The sequence below is a fragment of the Diaphorobacter sp. HDW4A genome, assembly GCF_011305995.1.
GTDB lineage: Bacteria > Pseudomonadota > Gammaproteobacteria > Burkholderiales > Burkholderiaceae_C > Diaphorobacter_A.
On record NZ_CP049910.1, the window covers coordinates 6127850 to 6142699 of the forward strand.

The window sequence follows — 14850 nt, forward strand, 5'->3', positions numbered from 1 at the left end:
CCGAGAGTGAACCAGCCATTGCTGCACACCACGGTCCTTCTGAACGAGGCGGTCGACGCCTTGTTGGATGCTGCTCACCCGGACGACGCCAACTATGTGGATGGCACGTTCGGGCGCGGCGGTCATTCGCGGCTGATTCTCTCGCGGCTCAAGCCCGAGGGGAGGTTGGTGGCGTTCGACAAGGACCCTCAAGCCATCGAAGCCGCAGCGCGCATCACTGATGCGCGTTTTTCAATCCGGCACGAAGGTTTCAAGCATCTCGATGAACTGCCCGAAAGCAGTGTCAACGGCGTTTTGCTGGATCTGGGCGTGAGCTCGCCGCAAATTGATGATCCGGAGCGTGGCTTCAGCTTTCGCTTCGACGGCCCGCTGGACATGCGCATGGACACCACCCGTGGTGAAAGTGTCGCCCAGTGGTTGGAAGAAGCTGAAGCGAAGCAGATAACGGAGGTGATACGTGACTACGGCGAAGAACGGTTTGCTGGCCCCATTGCAAAGGCGATTGTTGCTTGGCGCGAAACACGGGGTCCAATTACAAGCACCTCCGAACTGGCCGACATCGTGGCTGGCGCGGTCAAAACCCGCGAGCAGGGCCAGAACCCTGCAACGCGCACATTTCAAGCTCTTCGGATTTTCATCAACGCCGAGCTTGAAGAGCTGCAACAGGCGCTAGAGGCGAGCATCCGGGTTCTGAAGCCCGGAGGTCGCCTCGTAGTCATCAGCTTCCATTCGCTCGAAGACCGCATCGTCAAGCAATTCATCGCGCAGCACTCCAAGGAGGTCTACGACCGCCGTGCTCCGTTTGCTGCGCCTACGCCCATGCGCCTCAAGGCGCTTGATCGCATCAAGCCCAGCGGTGAAGAAGTGTCGGGCAATCCCCGCTCGCGCAGCGCCGTGATGCGCGTGGCTGAAAGAACCGAGGTGCCTGCATGATGCTGCGCCTCAACCTGCTGCTGCTGCTCGCGGTCATGGCTTGTTCCATGTACCTGGTGAACACGCAGTACGAGTCGCGCCGGTTGTTCACCGAGCTCGACCGTGCGCAGGTAGAGGCGCGCCGTCTGGAGACAGAGCACCAGCGTCTGCAGGTTGAAAAGCGCGCGCAGGCCACACCGCTGCGCGTGGAAACGCTTGCACGCGAGAAGCTGCAGATGCGTTCGACAACGCCGGCCATCACGCAATACGTCACCGACGACGGCTCGCCCGTGGTGATGGCGATCACGCCCGCGGCCGTTCCAAGCGGCGGAGCGGCGGCTGCAGGCGGGAGGCGTCAATGAGCTCGCGCAGCGTCAACTACACCTCCAGCCCGCTGCTCGCGAGCAAGACGCCGGTCTGGCGCAGCAAGTTCATCGTCGCCGTGGTGGCGCTGGGCTTTGTCGGCCTGGCGGCGCGCGCGGCTTATGTGCAGGTGATCGGCAACGATTTTTTTCAACGTCAGGGTGAAGTGCGCTTCGCCCGCACGCTGGAGCTGCCCGCCAACCGTGGGCGTATTCTGGATCGCAATGGTCTGATCCTCGCCTCCAGCGTTCCTGCCGCCAGCATCTGGGCGATTCCCGAGGACGTGGACCAGGACAGCCCTGAAATCCAGGCCAAGCTCAAGCAGCTGGCCAAGTTGATGGACATACCGCTCGCCTCGCTCAAGGCCAAGCTGGCCGACGACGATAAGAGCTTTGTCTGGATCAAGCGCCAGCTCGACTGGGATGTGGGTCAGGCCATCGTCAAGCTCGACATCAAGGGTATCTACAACCGCAAGGAATACAAGCGCGAGTATCCCGAAGCCGAGGCCGCCGCGCACATCGTCGGCTTCACCAATGTGGAAGACCATGGCCAGGAAGGCATGGAGCTCGCGTTCGACAAGGATCTGGGTGGCAAGCCCGGCTCGCGTCGCGTGATCAAGGACCGTCTGGGCCGCGTCGTTGAAGGCGTGGGCGTGGAAGTGCCGCCGCTCGACGGCAAGGACATCCAGCTGTCCATCGACAGCAAGGTGCAGTTCTTCGCCTATCAGAAGCTGCGCGACACGGTGATCGCCAAGAAGGCCAAGGCCGGCAGCGTGGTGGTGATCGACGCCCACACGGGCGAGGTGCTGGCGCTCGCCAACTATCCCACTTACGACCCCGGCAACCGCAAGAACTTGACCGGTGAGCAACTGCGCAACCGCGCGATGACCGACGTGTTCGAGCCTGGCTCTACGATGAAGCCGATCACCATCGGTCTCGCGCTGAACTCCGGGCGCGTGCGTCCCGAGTCCCCCATCGATACGACCCCCGGTCGTATCACGATCACTGGCTCCACCATCTCTGACACCCATAACAACGGCGTGTTGACGGTGGAGGGCGTGATCCAGAAATCGAGTAACGTCGGCACGACCAAGATTGCGATGAACATGCCGGCCAAGGAAATGTGGGAAACCTACTCGGCGGTCGGTTTCGGTCAGAAGCCGCAGATCACCTTTCCTGGTGCGGTCACGGGTCGCCTGCGTCCCTACAAGAGCTGGCGCCCGGTCGAGCAGGCGACGATGTCGTACGGCTACGGGCTGTCGGCCAGTCTGTTCCAGATGGCGCGCGCCTACACCGTGTTCTCGAACGACGGCAAGGTGATTCCGGCCACCATGCTCAAGAGCTCCGAGCCTGCGGTTGGCGTTCCCGTGTTCACGCCCAAGACGGCCCAGCAGGTCCGCAAGATGCTGCAGATGGCGGCCGGCCCCGGCGGTACAGGTCAGCTCGCGCAGACCGTGGGCTACTCGGTCGGCGGCAAGTCGGGCACGGCGCGCAAGCAGGTCGGTAAGACCTACGCCGTTGGCAAGTACCGTGGCTGGTTCACCGGCATGGCGCCGATCGACAACCCGCGCATCATTGTCGCGGTGATGATCGACGAGGCCACCGTGGGCTCACCGTTCGGCGGTATTTCGGCGGCCCCCGTTTTCAGCGAAGTCGTGCAGCAGACGCTGCGCATGATGGGCGTACCGCCGGACATGGCCGTGCGTCCGCAGATTGTCAGCAACCCCACCGAGGAGGCTCCACTATGAGCGTCCTGCTCAATCTTTCTTCGGCACAGGATGCAGTGCGTTGGTTGCGCGAACGCGTGACCGGCACGTTGCAGACCGACAGCCGCCTGGTCAAGCCCGGTGATGGCTTCATCGCATGGCCCGGTGCCGCGACCGATGGCCGCTTCCACGTGGGCAATGCGCTCACTAATGGTGCGACCGCGTGCCTGGTGGAGCAGGAGGGCGTCGATGCCTTTGGTTTCGTCGGCGCGCACATGGCGGCCGTGCGAGGTCTCAAGGCCGCGACCGGCCCGATTGCGGCCGCATGGTTCGGTATGCCGACCACGCACCTTGACGTGCTGGCCGTGACCGGCACCAATGGCAAGACCAGCAGCGCTTGGTGGTTGGCCGAGGCGCTCAACGCGCTGGCTAGCCAGACTGATGTGCTCACCTACAAGGGCTGTGCTTTGGTGGGCACACTGGGCATGGGCATGCCGGGCGCGCTCGAATCCACTGGCCTCACGACGCCAGACCCCGTGCGTCTGCAGCGTGCGTTTTCGCAGTTCGTCCGGCAGGGCATCGGCGCATGCACCATCGAGGCGTCGTCGATCGGTCTCGCGGAACACCGCCTTGCGGGCACGCGCATCCGTGTGGCCATGTTCACCAATCTCACGCAGGACCACCTCGACTACCACCCGTCGATGGAGGCCTACTGGGCGGCCAAGCGCGAGCTGTTCGACTGGCCCGGTCTGCGTGCTGCGGTGATCAACATCGATGACAACCGAGGCGTGCAACTGGCCGAGGAACTGGAGCGCTCGCAGCTCGATGTGTGGACGCTCTCGATCCGCGGCAATGCGCGTCTCAAGGCGCGCGACATCACCTACAACGATCAGGGGCTGGTGTTCACGGTGGTCGAAGGACTCAACTCCTTCACGCTGCAGACCCAGGTCATCGGTCTCTACAACGTGTCCAACCTCCTCGGCGTGATCGCCGCGCTGCGTTCGCTTGGTGTGGCGCTGGAGCACGCGCTCTGGGCATGTGCCCAGCTTACGCCCGTGCCCGGGCGCATGGAGCGCATCACCTCGGCCGGTCAACCGATGGTGGCGGTGGACTATTCACACACGACGGATGCGCTCGAGAAGGCGCTGCAGGCGCTGGCCCCGATGGCCAAGGAGCGCGGCGGCAAGCTCTGGTGCGTGTTCGGTTGCGGTGGCAATCGCGATTCGAGCAAACGCCCGCACATGGGCGCGGCCGCGCAGCGTCTGGCTGACGAGGTCGTTGTCACCAGCGACAACCCGCGCAATGAAGAGCCGATGAGCATCATCGAACAGATTTTGAAGGGCACGCAGCCAGCGGCAACGCTGCGCGTGCAGGCGGATCGCGCATTGGCGATCGCCGAAACCCTGGCCGCTGCAGCACCCGAAGACGTGGTGCTGATTGCGGGCAAGGGACATGAGGACTACCAGGAAGTGCAAGGCGAGCGACACCATTTTTCCGATATCGAACAGGCACGCGAAGCGCTGTCGCGTCGCGGAGGCGCGGCATGAGTCTGTTGAAGCCCGCGATCATGAACCTTGCCGATGCGTTCGCGTTCGTCTCCGAGCGCGTGCCCAGTGCGCGGCTGATCGGCGATGGCGGCGTGGCGTTCGCGCGTGTGCATTCCGACACGCGCACGCTGGCGGCGGGTGACCTGTTCGTGGCATTGAAGGGCGAGCGTTTCGACGCCAACGCGTTTTTGGCGCAGGCTCGCGAGGCCGGAGCCGTTGCGACCATCGCGCATGGCGGCCTGCAGGAAGCGGGTCTTTCAGGCATTCAGGTGCCCGACAGTCTGCGCGCCATGGGTGCCTTGGCCGCCGGTTGGCGCAAGCAGTGGCATGGCCCGCTGATCGGCGTGACCGGCAGCAACGGCAAGACCACGGTCACACAGATGATCGCCTCCATCCTGCGCGCCTGGAAGGGCGATGCGGCGTTCGCCACGCAAGGCAATCTGAACAACGACATCGGCGTGCCGCTGACGCTGATGCGCTTGAACGCATCGCACACGGCGGCGGTGATCGAGATGGGCATGAACCATCCCGGCGAGATCGCGTATCTGGCCGACATCGCACGCCCCACGGTCGCGCTGGTCAACAACGCGCAGCGCGAGCACCTGGAATTCATGCAGACGGTGGAAGCCGTGGCGCGCGAGAACGGCAGTGTGTTCGCATCGTTGCCACGCGATGGCGTGGCCGTGTTCCCCGCTGAAGACGAGTACACGCCGCTGTGGCGCGAACTGGCCGCATCGCGCAAGGTGCTGACCTTCGCCGAGAACGCCGGTGACGTGCGCTGCACCCGTGCTGCATGGCAGGACGCGGGCTGGAAGGCGGAGATCGCGACGCCTCAGGGTTCGTTCGAGACAGAACTGCACATTGCCGGTCGTCACAACGTGACCAACGCGCTCGCGGCCACGGCCTGCGCCGTGGCCGCAGGCGTTCCGCTGTTCGCCATCGCCAAGGGGCTGGCGCAGTTCGAGCCGGTCAAGGGCCGCTCGCGCGCCGTCGTGCTGACGTTGGCGGGTCGTGCGGTCACGCTGGTGGATGACAGCTACAACGCCAATCCGGACTCCGTGCGCGCTGCCATCGACGTGCTCGCCGGTCTGCCCAAACCGCAACTGCTGGTGATGGGCGACATGGGCGAGGTCGGCGACCAAGGCCCGCAGTTTCATGTCGAAGCCGGTGCCTATGCGCGTGAGCATGGCATCGACCGGTTGTTCGCTCTGGGGGACTTGTCCACCCACGCAGCGCAGGCTTGCGGGCCTCGCGCGCAGCATTTTGAAGATATGGCATCGCTGCTCGCGGCGGTGCAGGCCAGCCTGCCAGAGGTCGGCAGCGTACTGGTCAAGGGATCGAGATTCATGAAGATGGAACAAGTGGTGCAGGCACTGCAGGCGCAGTCGGCCGAAGACGCCACCCGCCAAACGACGCAACCCAAGGGAGATCGCACATGCTGCTGACGCTCGCTCAATGGTTGCAAGCGCTGTCGCCGGAATTCGGTTTCCTGCGCGTGTTCCAGTACATCACCTTCCGCGCCGTGATGGCCGCGCTCACCGCGCTGGTCATCGGCCTCGCGGCGGGTCCGCGCGTGATCCGCATGCTCACCTCGCTCAAGATCGGTCAGCCGATCCGCGAGTACGCAATGCAGACGCACTTGGCCAAGAGTGGCACGCCCACCATGGGCGGCGTATTGATCCTGCTGGCGATCACCATCTCCACGCTGCTGTGGGCCGACTTGTCGAACCGCTTCGTGTGGATCGTGCTGGCGGTCACGCTGAGCTTCGGCGCCATCGGTTGGGTTGATGACTGGCGCAAGGTCGTCAACAAGGACCCCGAGGGCATGCGCTCGCGAGAGAAGTATTTCTGGCAGTCGGTCGTCGGCCTGCTGGCCGCGCTGTACCTGGTGTTCAGCATTTCCGAGAATTCCAACTGGCGCGTGTTCGAGCTGTTCATCTCGTGGGTGCAGTCGGGCTTCTCGCTCGACCTGCCGCCCAAGGCCGGTCTGAACGTACCGTTCTTCAAGGAGGTGACCTATCCGTTGGGCGTGCTGGGCTTCGTGATCCTGACCTATCTGGTGATCGTCGGTTCGAGCAACGCGGTGAATCTGACGGACGGCCTCGATGGTCTCGCCATCATGCCGGTGGTGATGGTGGGTGCGTCGCTCGGCATTTTTGCCTACGTGACCGGCAGTGTGAGCTACTCCAAATATCTGCTGTTCCCGCACATCGCGGGCGCAAGCGAGCTGATGATCTTCTCGTCCGCCATGGCGGGCGCGGGTCTGGCCTTTCTCTGGTTCAACACGCACCCCGCACAAGTGTTCATGGGTGACGTGGGCGCGCTCGCGCTGGGCGCCGCACTGGGCACCATCGCGGTGATCGTCCGTCAGGAAATCGTGCTGGCCGTGATGGGCGGCATCTTCGTGGTTGAAGCACTGTCCGTGATGCTGCAGGTGACCTGGTTCAAGTTCACCAAGAAGCGCTACGGCGAAGGCCGACGTCTCTTGAAGATGGCGCCTCTGCACCACCATTTCGAAAAAAGCGGCTGGAAGGAAACGCAGGTTGTCGTGCGCTTCTGGATCATCACCATGCTGCTGTGCCTCATCGGCCTCACTACCTTGAAGCTCAGATGAGTCAGCACCCATTCGACCCTCTTCGCCTGCAGGCCGCCCCAGGAACCCCAGAGGTTCCGGAGGCGGCTTTGTCTGTTGTGCCTGATGCCGACGCTGTTGTTGTCGTGAACGCTTCCTCCGATTCCCCCTCTGTTGTCGAACCTTCACGGGTGAGTGACGAGGCTGCGGTTGTGGTTCCATCGTCCGATGTAAAGCTGGATGAGTACGAGTCGGTTCCCGAAGGCGAGGGAGCGACCGAAGCCGCTGAAGGCTCTACCGAGCAGGCAGAAGCGCCCGCCAAGCCATCCTTTCTTGGCGACGCGGCCAACTTTGTCGCTCCTGCCAAGTCCGCAGCAGCGGAAGCCGCCGAATTCGTCGCGCGCATCTTTGCCGACGTGCAGGGCAAGGACAAGGAAGAAGCCGACGCAGAAGCTGCCGCACCCGTCGATGCAGCTCAGCAGGTCGATGCCGAATCGCAGTTGGGCGAAATCTCGGACGATGCAGAGGCTGCAGCCGAGCAGGGCGCTGAAGTGCAGGAACAGATCGCCTTTGTGCCTGAACTGCAAGGCAAGCGTGTGCTGGTGCTGGGCCTTGGCGCATCCGGCATGGCGATGGCGCGCTGGTGCGCCAAGAGCGGTGCCGACGTGATCGTGGCCGATACACGCGAAGCGCCGCCGCAGCTCGCGAGCCTGCAGCAGGAGCTGCCGCAAGTGCGTTTTGTCGCGGGCGAGATGAGCGCCGATCTGGTCAACGGCCAGCAGCTCGATGCCGTTTACCGTTCGCCGGGCCTGTTTCCTGCGACCATCGCAGCCGTCGTCGAGGCTGCCCACGCCGCGCAGATCAAGGTCGGCGGCGAACTCGACCTTTATGCGCTCGCGCTGCGTGAGCTAGCGATCACGTGTGAATACAAACCGTCGGTGCTCGCGATCTCCGGAACCAACGGCAAGACCACCGTCACCTCGCTCACCGCGCTGCTCGTGCAGTGCGCCGACAAGACCGTAGCGATGGCCGGCAACATCGGTCCGACGCTGCTCGACACGCTGTCGCAGCACATCGATGAAGACACGCTGCCTGAGGTCTGGGTGCTTGAACTCTCGAGCTTCCAGCTCGATGGCGTCAAGGGCTTCGAGCCCACTGCCGCGACCGTGCTCAACATCACGCAGGATCACCTCGACTGGCACGGCAGCCTGTCAGCCTACGCGGCGGCCAAGGCGCGCATCTTCGGCGAGAAGGGTCTGATGATCCTGAACCGCGAAGACCAGATGGTCATGGACATGCTGCCACCGCCCGTGCGCGTCAAGCTGCAGAAGCCACAGCTGCGCGCGCATGTGACGTTTGGCGGCGACATGCCGCAGCGCCCCGGCGACTTCGGCATCGAGAACGTCAGCGGCATGAACTGGCTGGTGCGTGCGCACGAGGCAGACGAGACCAGCCGCAGGGGTCGCAATGTGCAGGAGATCGACTTGCACATCCAGCGCTTCATGCCGGCGGATGCGCTACGCATCCGTGGCCGTCACAACGCGATGAACGCGCTGGCGGCGCTGGCGCTCGCGCAGGCGGCGGGTTGCGCGCTTGCGCCGATGCTGTTCGGTCTGCGTGAATATCGCGGCGAGCCACATCGCGTGGAGCCTGTCGGCATCGTGAACGAGGTCGAATACTTTGACGACAGCAAGGGCACGAACGTGGGCGCCACGGTGGCCGCTTTAAGCGGCCTCGGCCCGGACCGCCGTCTGGTCGTGATTCTTGGCGGCGATGGCAAGGGGCAGGACTTCTCGCCGCTGGCGCTGCCGATATCGCGCTATGCGCGTGCGGTGGTGTTGATCGGCCGCGACGCGCCGCAGATCGAAGCCGCGCTGCAGGATACGGGCGTGCCCCTGCTGCATGCCGCCACCATGCCCGAAGCCGTGGAAATCTCCGCGCACAACGCGAAGCCCGGCGATGGCGTGCTGATGTCGCCCGCCTGCGCAAGCTTCGACATGTTCGACAACTACGCACACCGCGCCAAGGTCTTCTGCGACGCGGTGCAGGCGCTGGCGGATGACGCCGGCCAGGTCCTGGGAGGGCAGGCATGACCGCAGCCGCAACCACCGACGAACGCCTGAGCGTGTGGCAGCACATCTCCGGATGGTTTGGTGCCATCCCGGTGAAGGCCGCCGACGTGCTGCCGGTGCGCATCGGTGGCACGGAGTACCGCCAGACCACGGCCACGCCCGCGCGCATGGTCGGTTTCGATCAGGCACTGCTCTGGGTGGTGATCGCACTGCTCGCGTGGGGTGTGGTGATGGTGTATTCGGCCTCCATCGCGATGCCGGACAACCCGCGCTTCGGCAACATCGAGAGCTACCACTTCGTCAAGCGCCATGTGATCTCGCTGGTGCTGGGCTTCATCTGCGCGCTCATCGCGTTCAAGATTCCGATGAACACCTGGGAGCGCTATGCGCCCTGGCTGTTCGTGCTCTCCATCCTGCTGCTCGTTGCGGTGCTGATTCCGCACGTGGGCACGGTGGTCAACGGTGCGCGTCGCTGGCTGTCGCTGGGCATCATGAATTTCCAACCTTCCGAGCTGGCCAAGCTCGCGGTGGTGATCTACGCATCCGACTACATGGTGCGCAAGATGGAGGTGAAGGAGCGCTTCTTCCGCGCCGTGCTGCCGATGGCGATTGCCGTGGCGGTGGTCGGCGCGCTGCTGCTGGCCGAGCCCGACATGGGCGCGTTCATGGTGATCGCCGTGGTCGCTATGGGCATTCTGTTCCTCGGCGGCGTGAACGCCCGCATGTTCTTCCTGATCGCGGCCGTGCTGCTGCTCGCGTTCGCCTGCATGGTCTGGTTCTCGGAGTGGCGCCGCGAGCGCATCTTCGCCTACCTCGATCCGTGGAGCGAAAAGCATGCGCTCGGCAAGGGCTACCAGCTCTCGCACGCGCTGATCGCGATTGGCCGTGGCGAGATCTTCGGCGTGGGCCTGGGCGGCAGCGTGGAAAAGCTGCACTGGTTGCCCGAAGCGCACACCGACTTTCTGCTGTCCGTCATCGGCGAGGAATTCGGCCTTGTCGGCGTGCTGATCCTGATCGTCTCCTTCCTTTGGCTGACCCGCCGCATCATGCACATCGGCCGTCAGGCCATCGCGCTGGATCGTGTGTTCGCGGGGCTGGTGGCGCAGGGCATTGCGATGTGGATCGGCTTCCAGTCGTTCATCAACATGGGCGTGAATCTGGGCGCGCTGCCGACCAAAGGGCTGACCCTGCCGCTGATGAGCTTCGGCGGCTCGGCGGCGCTGATGAATCTGGTGGCGTTGGCCGTGGTGCTGCGCGTCGACTACGAGAACAAACTGCTGATGAGAGGGGGGCGCGTATGACCAAGCAACGCACCGCACTCATCATGGCAGGCGGCACCGGCGGCCACATCTTCCCGGGCATCGCCGTGGCCGAAGAGCTGCGCAACCGTGGCTGGAAGGTTCACTGGCTGGGCACGCCCGGCAGCATGGAGTCGCGCATTGTTCCGCCCAAGGGCTTCGCACTCGAGACCATCGATTTTTCCGGCGTGCGCGGCAAGGGGCTGATGACGCTCGCTCTGCTGCCGCTGCGTCTGCTGCGCGCGTTCTGGCAGGCGCTGTCGGTGGTGCGTCGCATCAAGCCGGACGTGGTGGTCGGCATGGGCGGCTATGTGACCTTTCCCGGCGGCATGATGGCCGTGCTGGCAGGCAAGCCGCTGGTGCTACACGAACAGAACTCGGTCGCCGGCATGGCCAACAAGGTGCTCGCAGGTGTGGCCGACCGTATCTTCACCGCGTTCCCGAACGTCTTCAAGAAGGGCCATTGGGTGGGCAATCCGCTGCGCGCGGCGTTCACGCAGAAGGCCGATCCGGCCACGCGTTTTGCAGCACGTACCGGTCCGTTCAAGCTGCTTGTGGTTGGTGGAAGTTTGGGCGCGCGTGCGCTCAACGAGATCGTGCCGCAGGCATTGGCGCTGATTCCACAGGAGCAGCGCCCCGAAGTGATTCACCAGAGCGGCGCAACGCAGATCGATGCGCTGCGCAGCAACTACGAAGCGGCGGGCGTGCAGGCCACGCTTACGCCGTTCATCGATGACACCGCGGCGGCATTCGCCGATGCGGATCTGATCGTCTGCCGCGCAGGCGCGAGCACCGTGACGGAAATCGCCGCGGTCGGCGCTGCGGCGGTCTATGTGCCGTTTCCATCGGCGGTCGACGACCACCAGACCACGAACGCGAAGTTCCTGGTCGATGCGGGCGGCGGCTGGCTGGTGCAGCAACGTGATCTCACGCCGCACGGACTGGCCGACATGATTCTGAATATGCAGCGCCCGGCATTGCTGGACAAGGCGCTGAAGGCAAAGGCAATGGAAAAGATCAACGCCACCCACGAGGTGGTGACCGCCTGTGAGGAGTTGGCAGCATGAAACACGCCATCCGTCACATTCATTTCGTCGGCATCGGCGGCTCGGGCATGAGCGGCATCGCCGAGGTGCTGCACAACCTGGGCTATGTGGTGTCGGGCTCCGACCTGTCCGACAGCGCGACGCTGCGTCGCCTGCAGTCGCTGGGCATCCACACCTTCATCGGTCACGCGGCGACAAACATCGACGGCGCGAATGCGGTGGTCACCTCCACGGCCGTGCAGGGCGACAACCCCGAAGTGGTGGCCGCACGCGGCAAGAAGATTCCGGTCGTGCCGCGCGCGCTGATGCTCGCCGAGCTGATGCGCCTGCGCCAAGGCATCGCGATCGCCGGTGCGCACGGCAAGACCACGACAACCAGCCTGGTCGCGAGCGTGCTGGCCGAGGCCGGGCTCGATCCGACCTACGTGATCGGTGGCCGCCTGAACAGCGCGGGCTCGAACGCCAAGCTCGGCAAGGGTGAGTACATCGTCGTCGAGGCCGATGAGTCGGACGCCTCGTTCCTGAACCTGCTGCCGGTGATGGCGGTGGTCACGAACATCGACGCCGACCACATGGAGACCTATGGTCACGACTTCGAGAAATTGAAGACCGCGTTCGTCGATTTCCTGCATCGCATGCCGTTCTACGGCACGGCCATCCTGTGCATGGAGAGCCCCGCGATCCGCAACATCATGCCGCGCCTCACTCGCCCGGTGATCACCTACGGCTTCGGCGAGGACGCGCAGGTGCGCGCCGTTGACGTGCGCGCCGTGGGCACGCAGATGCATTTCCGCGTGATCCGCACGGGTGCGGTGGCCGGTCCCGATCTGGATGTGGTGCTGAACCTCGCGGGCATGCACAACGTGCTGAATGCGCTGGCCACCATCGTCGTCGCGGCCGAGGTCGATGTGCCCGATGACGCGCTGCTGCGCGGCCTTGCCAGTTTCACTGGCGTGGGCCGTCGCTTCCAGCGCATCGCCGATCTGCCGACGACTGACGGTGGCACGTTCGACCTGATCGAAGACTACGGACACCATCCCGTCGAGATGGCCGCGACCATGGCTGCCGCACGCGGTGCGTTCCCCGGCCGCCGTCTGGTGATGGCGTTCCAGCCGCATCGCTACAGCCGCACGCGCGACTGTTTCGAGGATTTCGTGAAGGTGCTCGGCGAGGCCGATGCCGTGCTGCTGACCGAGGTTTACGCCGCAGGTGAGCAGCCCATCGTCGCCGCCGACGGCCGCGCACTCGCTCGCGCCGTGCGGGTGGCGGGCAAGGTCGAACCGATATTCATCGACGACATCGCCGCGCTGCCCGAGCGCATCGCCAGCGGCGCGAAAAGCGGTGATGTGGTGATGTGCATGGGGGCGGGCTCGATTGGTTCGGTGCCGGCCAAAGTAGCGGAAATGCTCGTGGGCAAACAGCAATCTGCGCAGCAAGGAACAGCGCAATGAACGACAAGAACAAGACATTCCAGATCGACGCCCGCAGGATGGGCAAGGTCGCGGTGCTGATGGGCGGCTCGTCCGCCGAGCGCGAGGTCTCGCTGATGTCCGGCGGCGGCGTGCTGCAGGCGCTGCAGTCGCGCGGCGTGGACGCGCATGCATTCGATCCGTCCATGAACAACATGACCGATCTGAAGTCGCATGGCTACGACCGCTGCTTCATCGCGCTGCATGGCCGCCACGGCGAGGATGGCACGGTGCAGGGTGCGCTCGAGCTGCTCGGCATTCCCTACACCGGCCCCGGCGTGATGGCTTCGAGCATCGCGATGGACAAGATCATGACCAAGCGCATCTGGCGCGCGGACGGCCTGTCCACGCCAGACTGGAAGTTGGTTGCGAGCGCCGCCGAAACCGCGCAGGCCTTCAAGGACCTCGGCTCGCCGATGATCGTGAAGCCCGCACGCGAGGGCTCGACCATCGGCCTGACCAAGGTGACCTCGGTCGGTCAGTGTGAGCAGGCCTATCGCCTCGCATCGAAGTTCGATCCCGAGGTGCTGTGCGAGCAGTTCATCGACGGTGACGAGACCACCTGCCCGATCCTCGGTCAGGGCCGTGACGCGCGCGCGCTGCCGGTGATCCGCATCGTTGCGCCCGAAGGCAATTACGACTACCAGAACAAGTACTTCACCGACGTCACGCAGTACCACTGCCCGAGCGGTCTGCCCGAAGCCGAGGAGCGCGAGATTCAGCGCCTCGTGGTCGAGGCCTTCCGCTCGCTGGATTGCCGTGGCTGGGCGCGCGCCGACATCATGATCCGCAAGACGGACCGCAAGCCGTTCCTTCTGGAAATCAATACCTCGCCGGGCATGACCGGGCACTCGTTGGTGCCGATGTCGGCCAAGGCGAGCGGCATTGACTACCCCGAACTCTGTTTGCGGATTCTGGTGAGCGCATCGCTGGATTCGCGTCAGGGCGTTTCGTCTTCGAGCCAAGGAGCCAGCGCGCAATGAACGACGCTCTGCCAGCACCGCTCGACGTCCGGCTCATGAACATGATCGCCACGATCCTGTTCGTGTGCTGCGCCGTCGGCTTGGTGACGGCGGGCAGCTGGTGGTTCCTGCGCAATCCGGCATTCGCCATCGGACGTATCGTGGTGCACGGCGATCTCATGCACACCAATCCGGTGAGCCTGCGCGCCAACGTGGCACCGCGCCTGATGGGCAATTTTTTCACGCTGAATCTGCGCCAGGCCAAGACCGAGTTCGAGAGTGTGCCGTGGATCCGCAAGGCCCAGGTGCACCGCGAGTTCCCGAATGGGCTTGCGGTAGACATCGAGGAGCACAAGGCCCGCGCATTCTGGGGTGCTGAGGGCAGTCCCACGCTGGTGAACAACTTCGGCGAAGTCTTCGAAGCCGCGGCTGACGAAGACGACGACAACAAGCTGCCGCGCCTGCAAGGCCCGGACGGTCGCTCGCTCGAAATGCTAGAGATGTATGACCGCCTGCAGCCCCATGTGAAGCCACTCAATTCGTCGATCGATACCGTGGCGCTCAATGGTCGCGGCAGCTGGCGTGTGCAGTTGGAAAACGGTGCGGTGATCGAACTCGGAAGCGGCTCGGCTGTGGACGTGGTTCAGCGTCTGGATCGCTTTGTGCGCACCGTGCCCAAGGTGGCGGCGCAGCAGGGACGCAATGTGGCTTCGCTGGAATCGGCGGACCTCCGGCAGATGGATGGATATGCGTTGCGCTTGCGTGGTGTGACCACGGTGAGCGCAGAAACGGCAGCCGCACGTGCCAAGGCACAGGCGACTGCGCGGCCAGCAGCGGCGCGGGCAGCAACGACGGCCACGCGCACTACTACAACGACACGCACCCCAGGGCGCAACAACTGAGG

12 protein-coding genes are annotated in these 14850 nt (G+C 64.4%); all 12 read left to right on the forward strand.

The annotated features are described in order from the left end of the window. The first annotated feature begins 6 nt into the window (after positions 1-6). The 12 genes from rsmH to G7047_RS27940 are packed head-to-tail and all read left to right on the forward strand — an operon-like array spanning position 7 to position 14848. Positions 7-933 carry a 16S rRNA (cytosine(1402)-N(4))-methyltransferase RsmH gene (gene rsmH / locus G7047_RS27885; RefSeq protein WP_166311542.1) on the forward strand — a complete coding sequence of 309 codons (927 nt, stop codon included), beginning with the start codon at positions 7-9 and terminating at the stop codon, positions 931-933. After that, positions 933-1274 carry a cell division protein FtsL gene (ftsL, locus tag G7047_RS27890; protein WP_166312298.1) on the forward strand — a complete coding sequence of 114 codons (342 nt, stop codon included), beginning with the start codon at positions 933-935 and terminating at the stop codon, positions 1272-1274. The genes rsmH and ftsL overlap by 1 nt, the downstream gene beginning before the upstream one ends. Beyond that, positions 1271-3022 carry a penicillin-binding protein 2 gene (locus G7047_RS27895; protein ID WP_166311543.1) on the forward strand — a complete coding sequence of 584 codons (1752 nt, stop codon included), beginning with the start codon at positions 1271-1273 and terminating at the stop codon, positions 3020-3022. Before ftsL ends, G7047_RS27895 begins: the two co-directional genes overlap by 4 nt. Then, the gene (locus G7047_RS27900; RefSeq protein ID WP_166311544.1) at positions 3019-4527 is read left to right on the forward strand and encodes a UDP-N-acetylmuramoyl-L-alanyl-D-glutamate--2,6-diaminopimelate ligase; all 1509 of its coding nucleotides are present in this window, start codon (positions 3019-3021) and stop codon (positions 4525-4527) included. Before G7047_RS27895 ends, G7047_RS27900 begins: the two co-directional genes overlap by 4 nt. Further along, entirely contained in the window at positions 4524-5972 is a 1449-nt protein-coding gene (murF, locus tag G7047_RS27905) for a UDP-N-acetylmuramoyl-tripeptide--D-alanyl-D-alanine ligase (RefSeq protein ID WP_166311545.1), read from the forward strand. Before G7047_RS27900 ends, murF begins: the two co-directional genes overlap by 4 nt. Continuing rightward, entirely contained in the window at positions 5963-7141 is a 1179-nt protein-coding gene (gene mraY, locus G7047_RS27910; RefSeq protein WP_166311546.1) for a phospho-N-acetylmuramoyl-pentapeptide-transferase, read from the forward strand. The genes murF and mraY overlap by 10 nt, the downstream gene beginning before the upstream one ends. Further along, positions 7138-9192: a UDP-N-acetylmuramoyl-L-alanine--D-glutamate ligase gene (murD, locus tag G7047_RS27915; protein ID WP_166311547.1), complete on the forward strand. Its 2055-nt coding sequence runs from the start codon at positions 7138-7140 to the stop codon at positions 9190-9192. The genes mraY and murD overlap by 4 nt, the downstream gene beginning before the upstream one ends. Beyond that, positions 9189-10472 carry a putative lipid II flippase FtsW gene (gene ftsW, locus G7047_RS27920; RefSeq protein ID WP_166311548.1) on the forward strand — a complete coding sequence of 428 codons (1284 nt, stop codon included), beginning with the start codon at positions 9189-9191 and terminating at the stop codon, positions 10470-10472. Before murD ends, ftsW begins: the two co-directional genes overlap by 4 nt. Next, complete coding sequence (gene murG, locus G7047_RS27925) at positions 10469-11536, forward strand: undecaprenyldiphospho-muramoylpentapeptide beta-N-acetylglucosaminyltransferase (protein WP_166311549.1); 1068 nt, start codon at positions 10469-10471, stop codon at positions 11534-11536. The genes ftsW and murG overlap by 4 nt, the downstream gene beginning before the upstream one ends. Next, complete coding sequence (gene murC / locus G7047_RS27930; protein WP_166311550.1) at positions 11533-12966, forward strand: UDP-N-acetylmuramate--L-alanine ligase; 1434 nt, start codon at positions 11533-11535, stop codon at positions 12964-12966. Before murG ends, murC begins: the two co-directional genes overlap by 4 nt. After that, positions 12963-13967, forward strand: coding sequence for a D-alanine--D-alanine ligase (locus tag G7047_RS27935; protein ID WP_166311551.1), 1005 nt, complete (start codon positions 12963-12965; stop codon positions 13965-13967). Before murC ends, G7047_RS27935 begins: the two co-directional genes overlap by 4 nt. After that, positions 13964-14848, forward strand: coding sequence for a cell division protein FtsQ/DivIB (locus G7047_RS27940; RefSeq protein ID WP_166311552.1), 885 nt, complete (start codon positions 13964-13966; stop codon positions 14846-14848). Before G7047_RS27935 ends, G7047_RS27940 begins: the two co-directional genes overlap by 4 nt. The last annotated feature ends 2 nt before the right edge of the window (positions 14849-14850 follow it).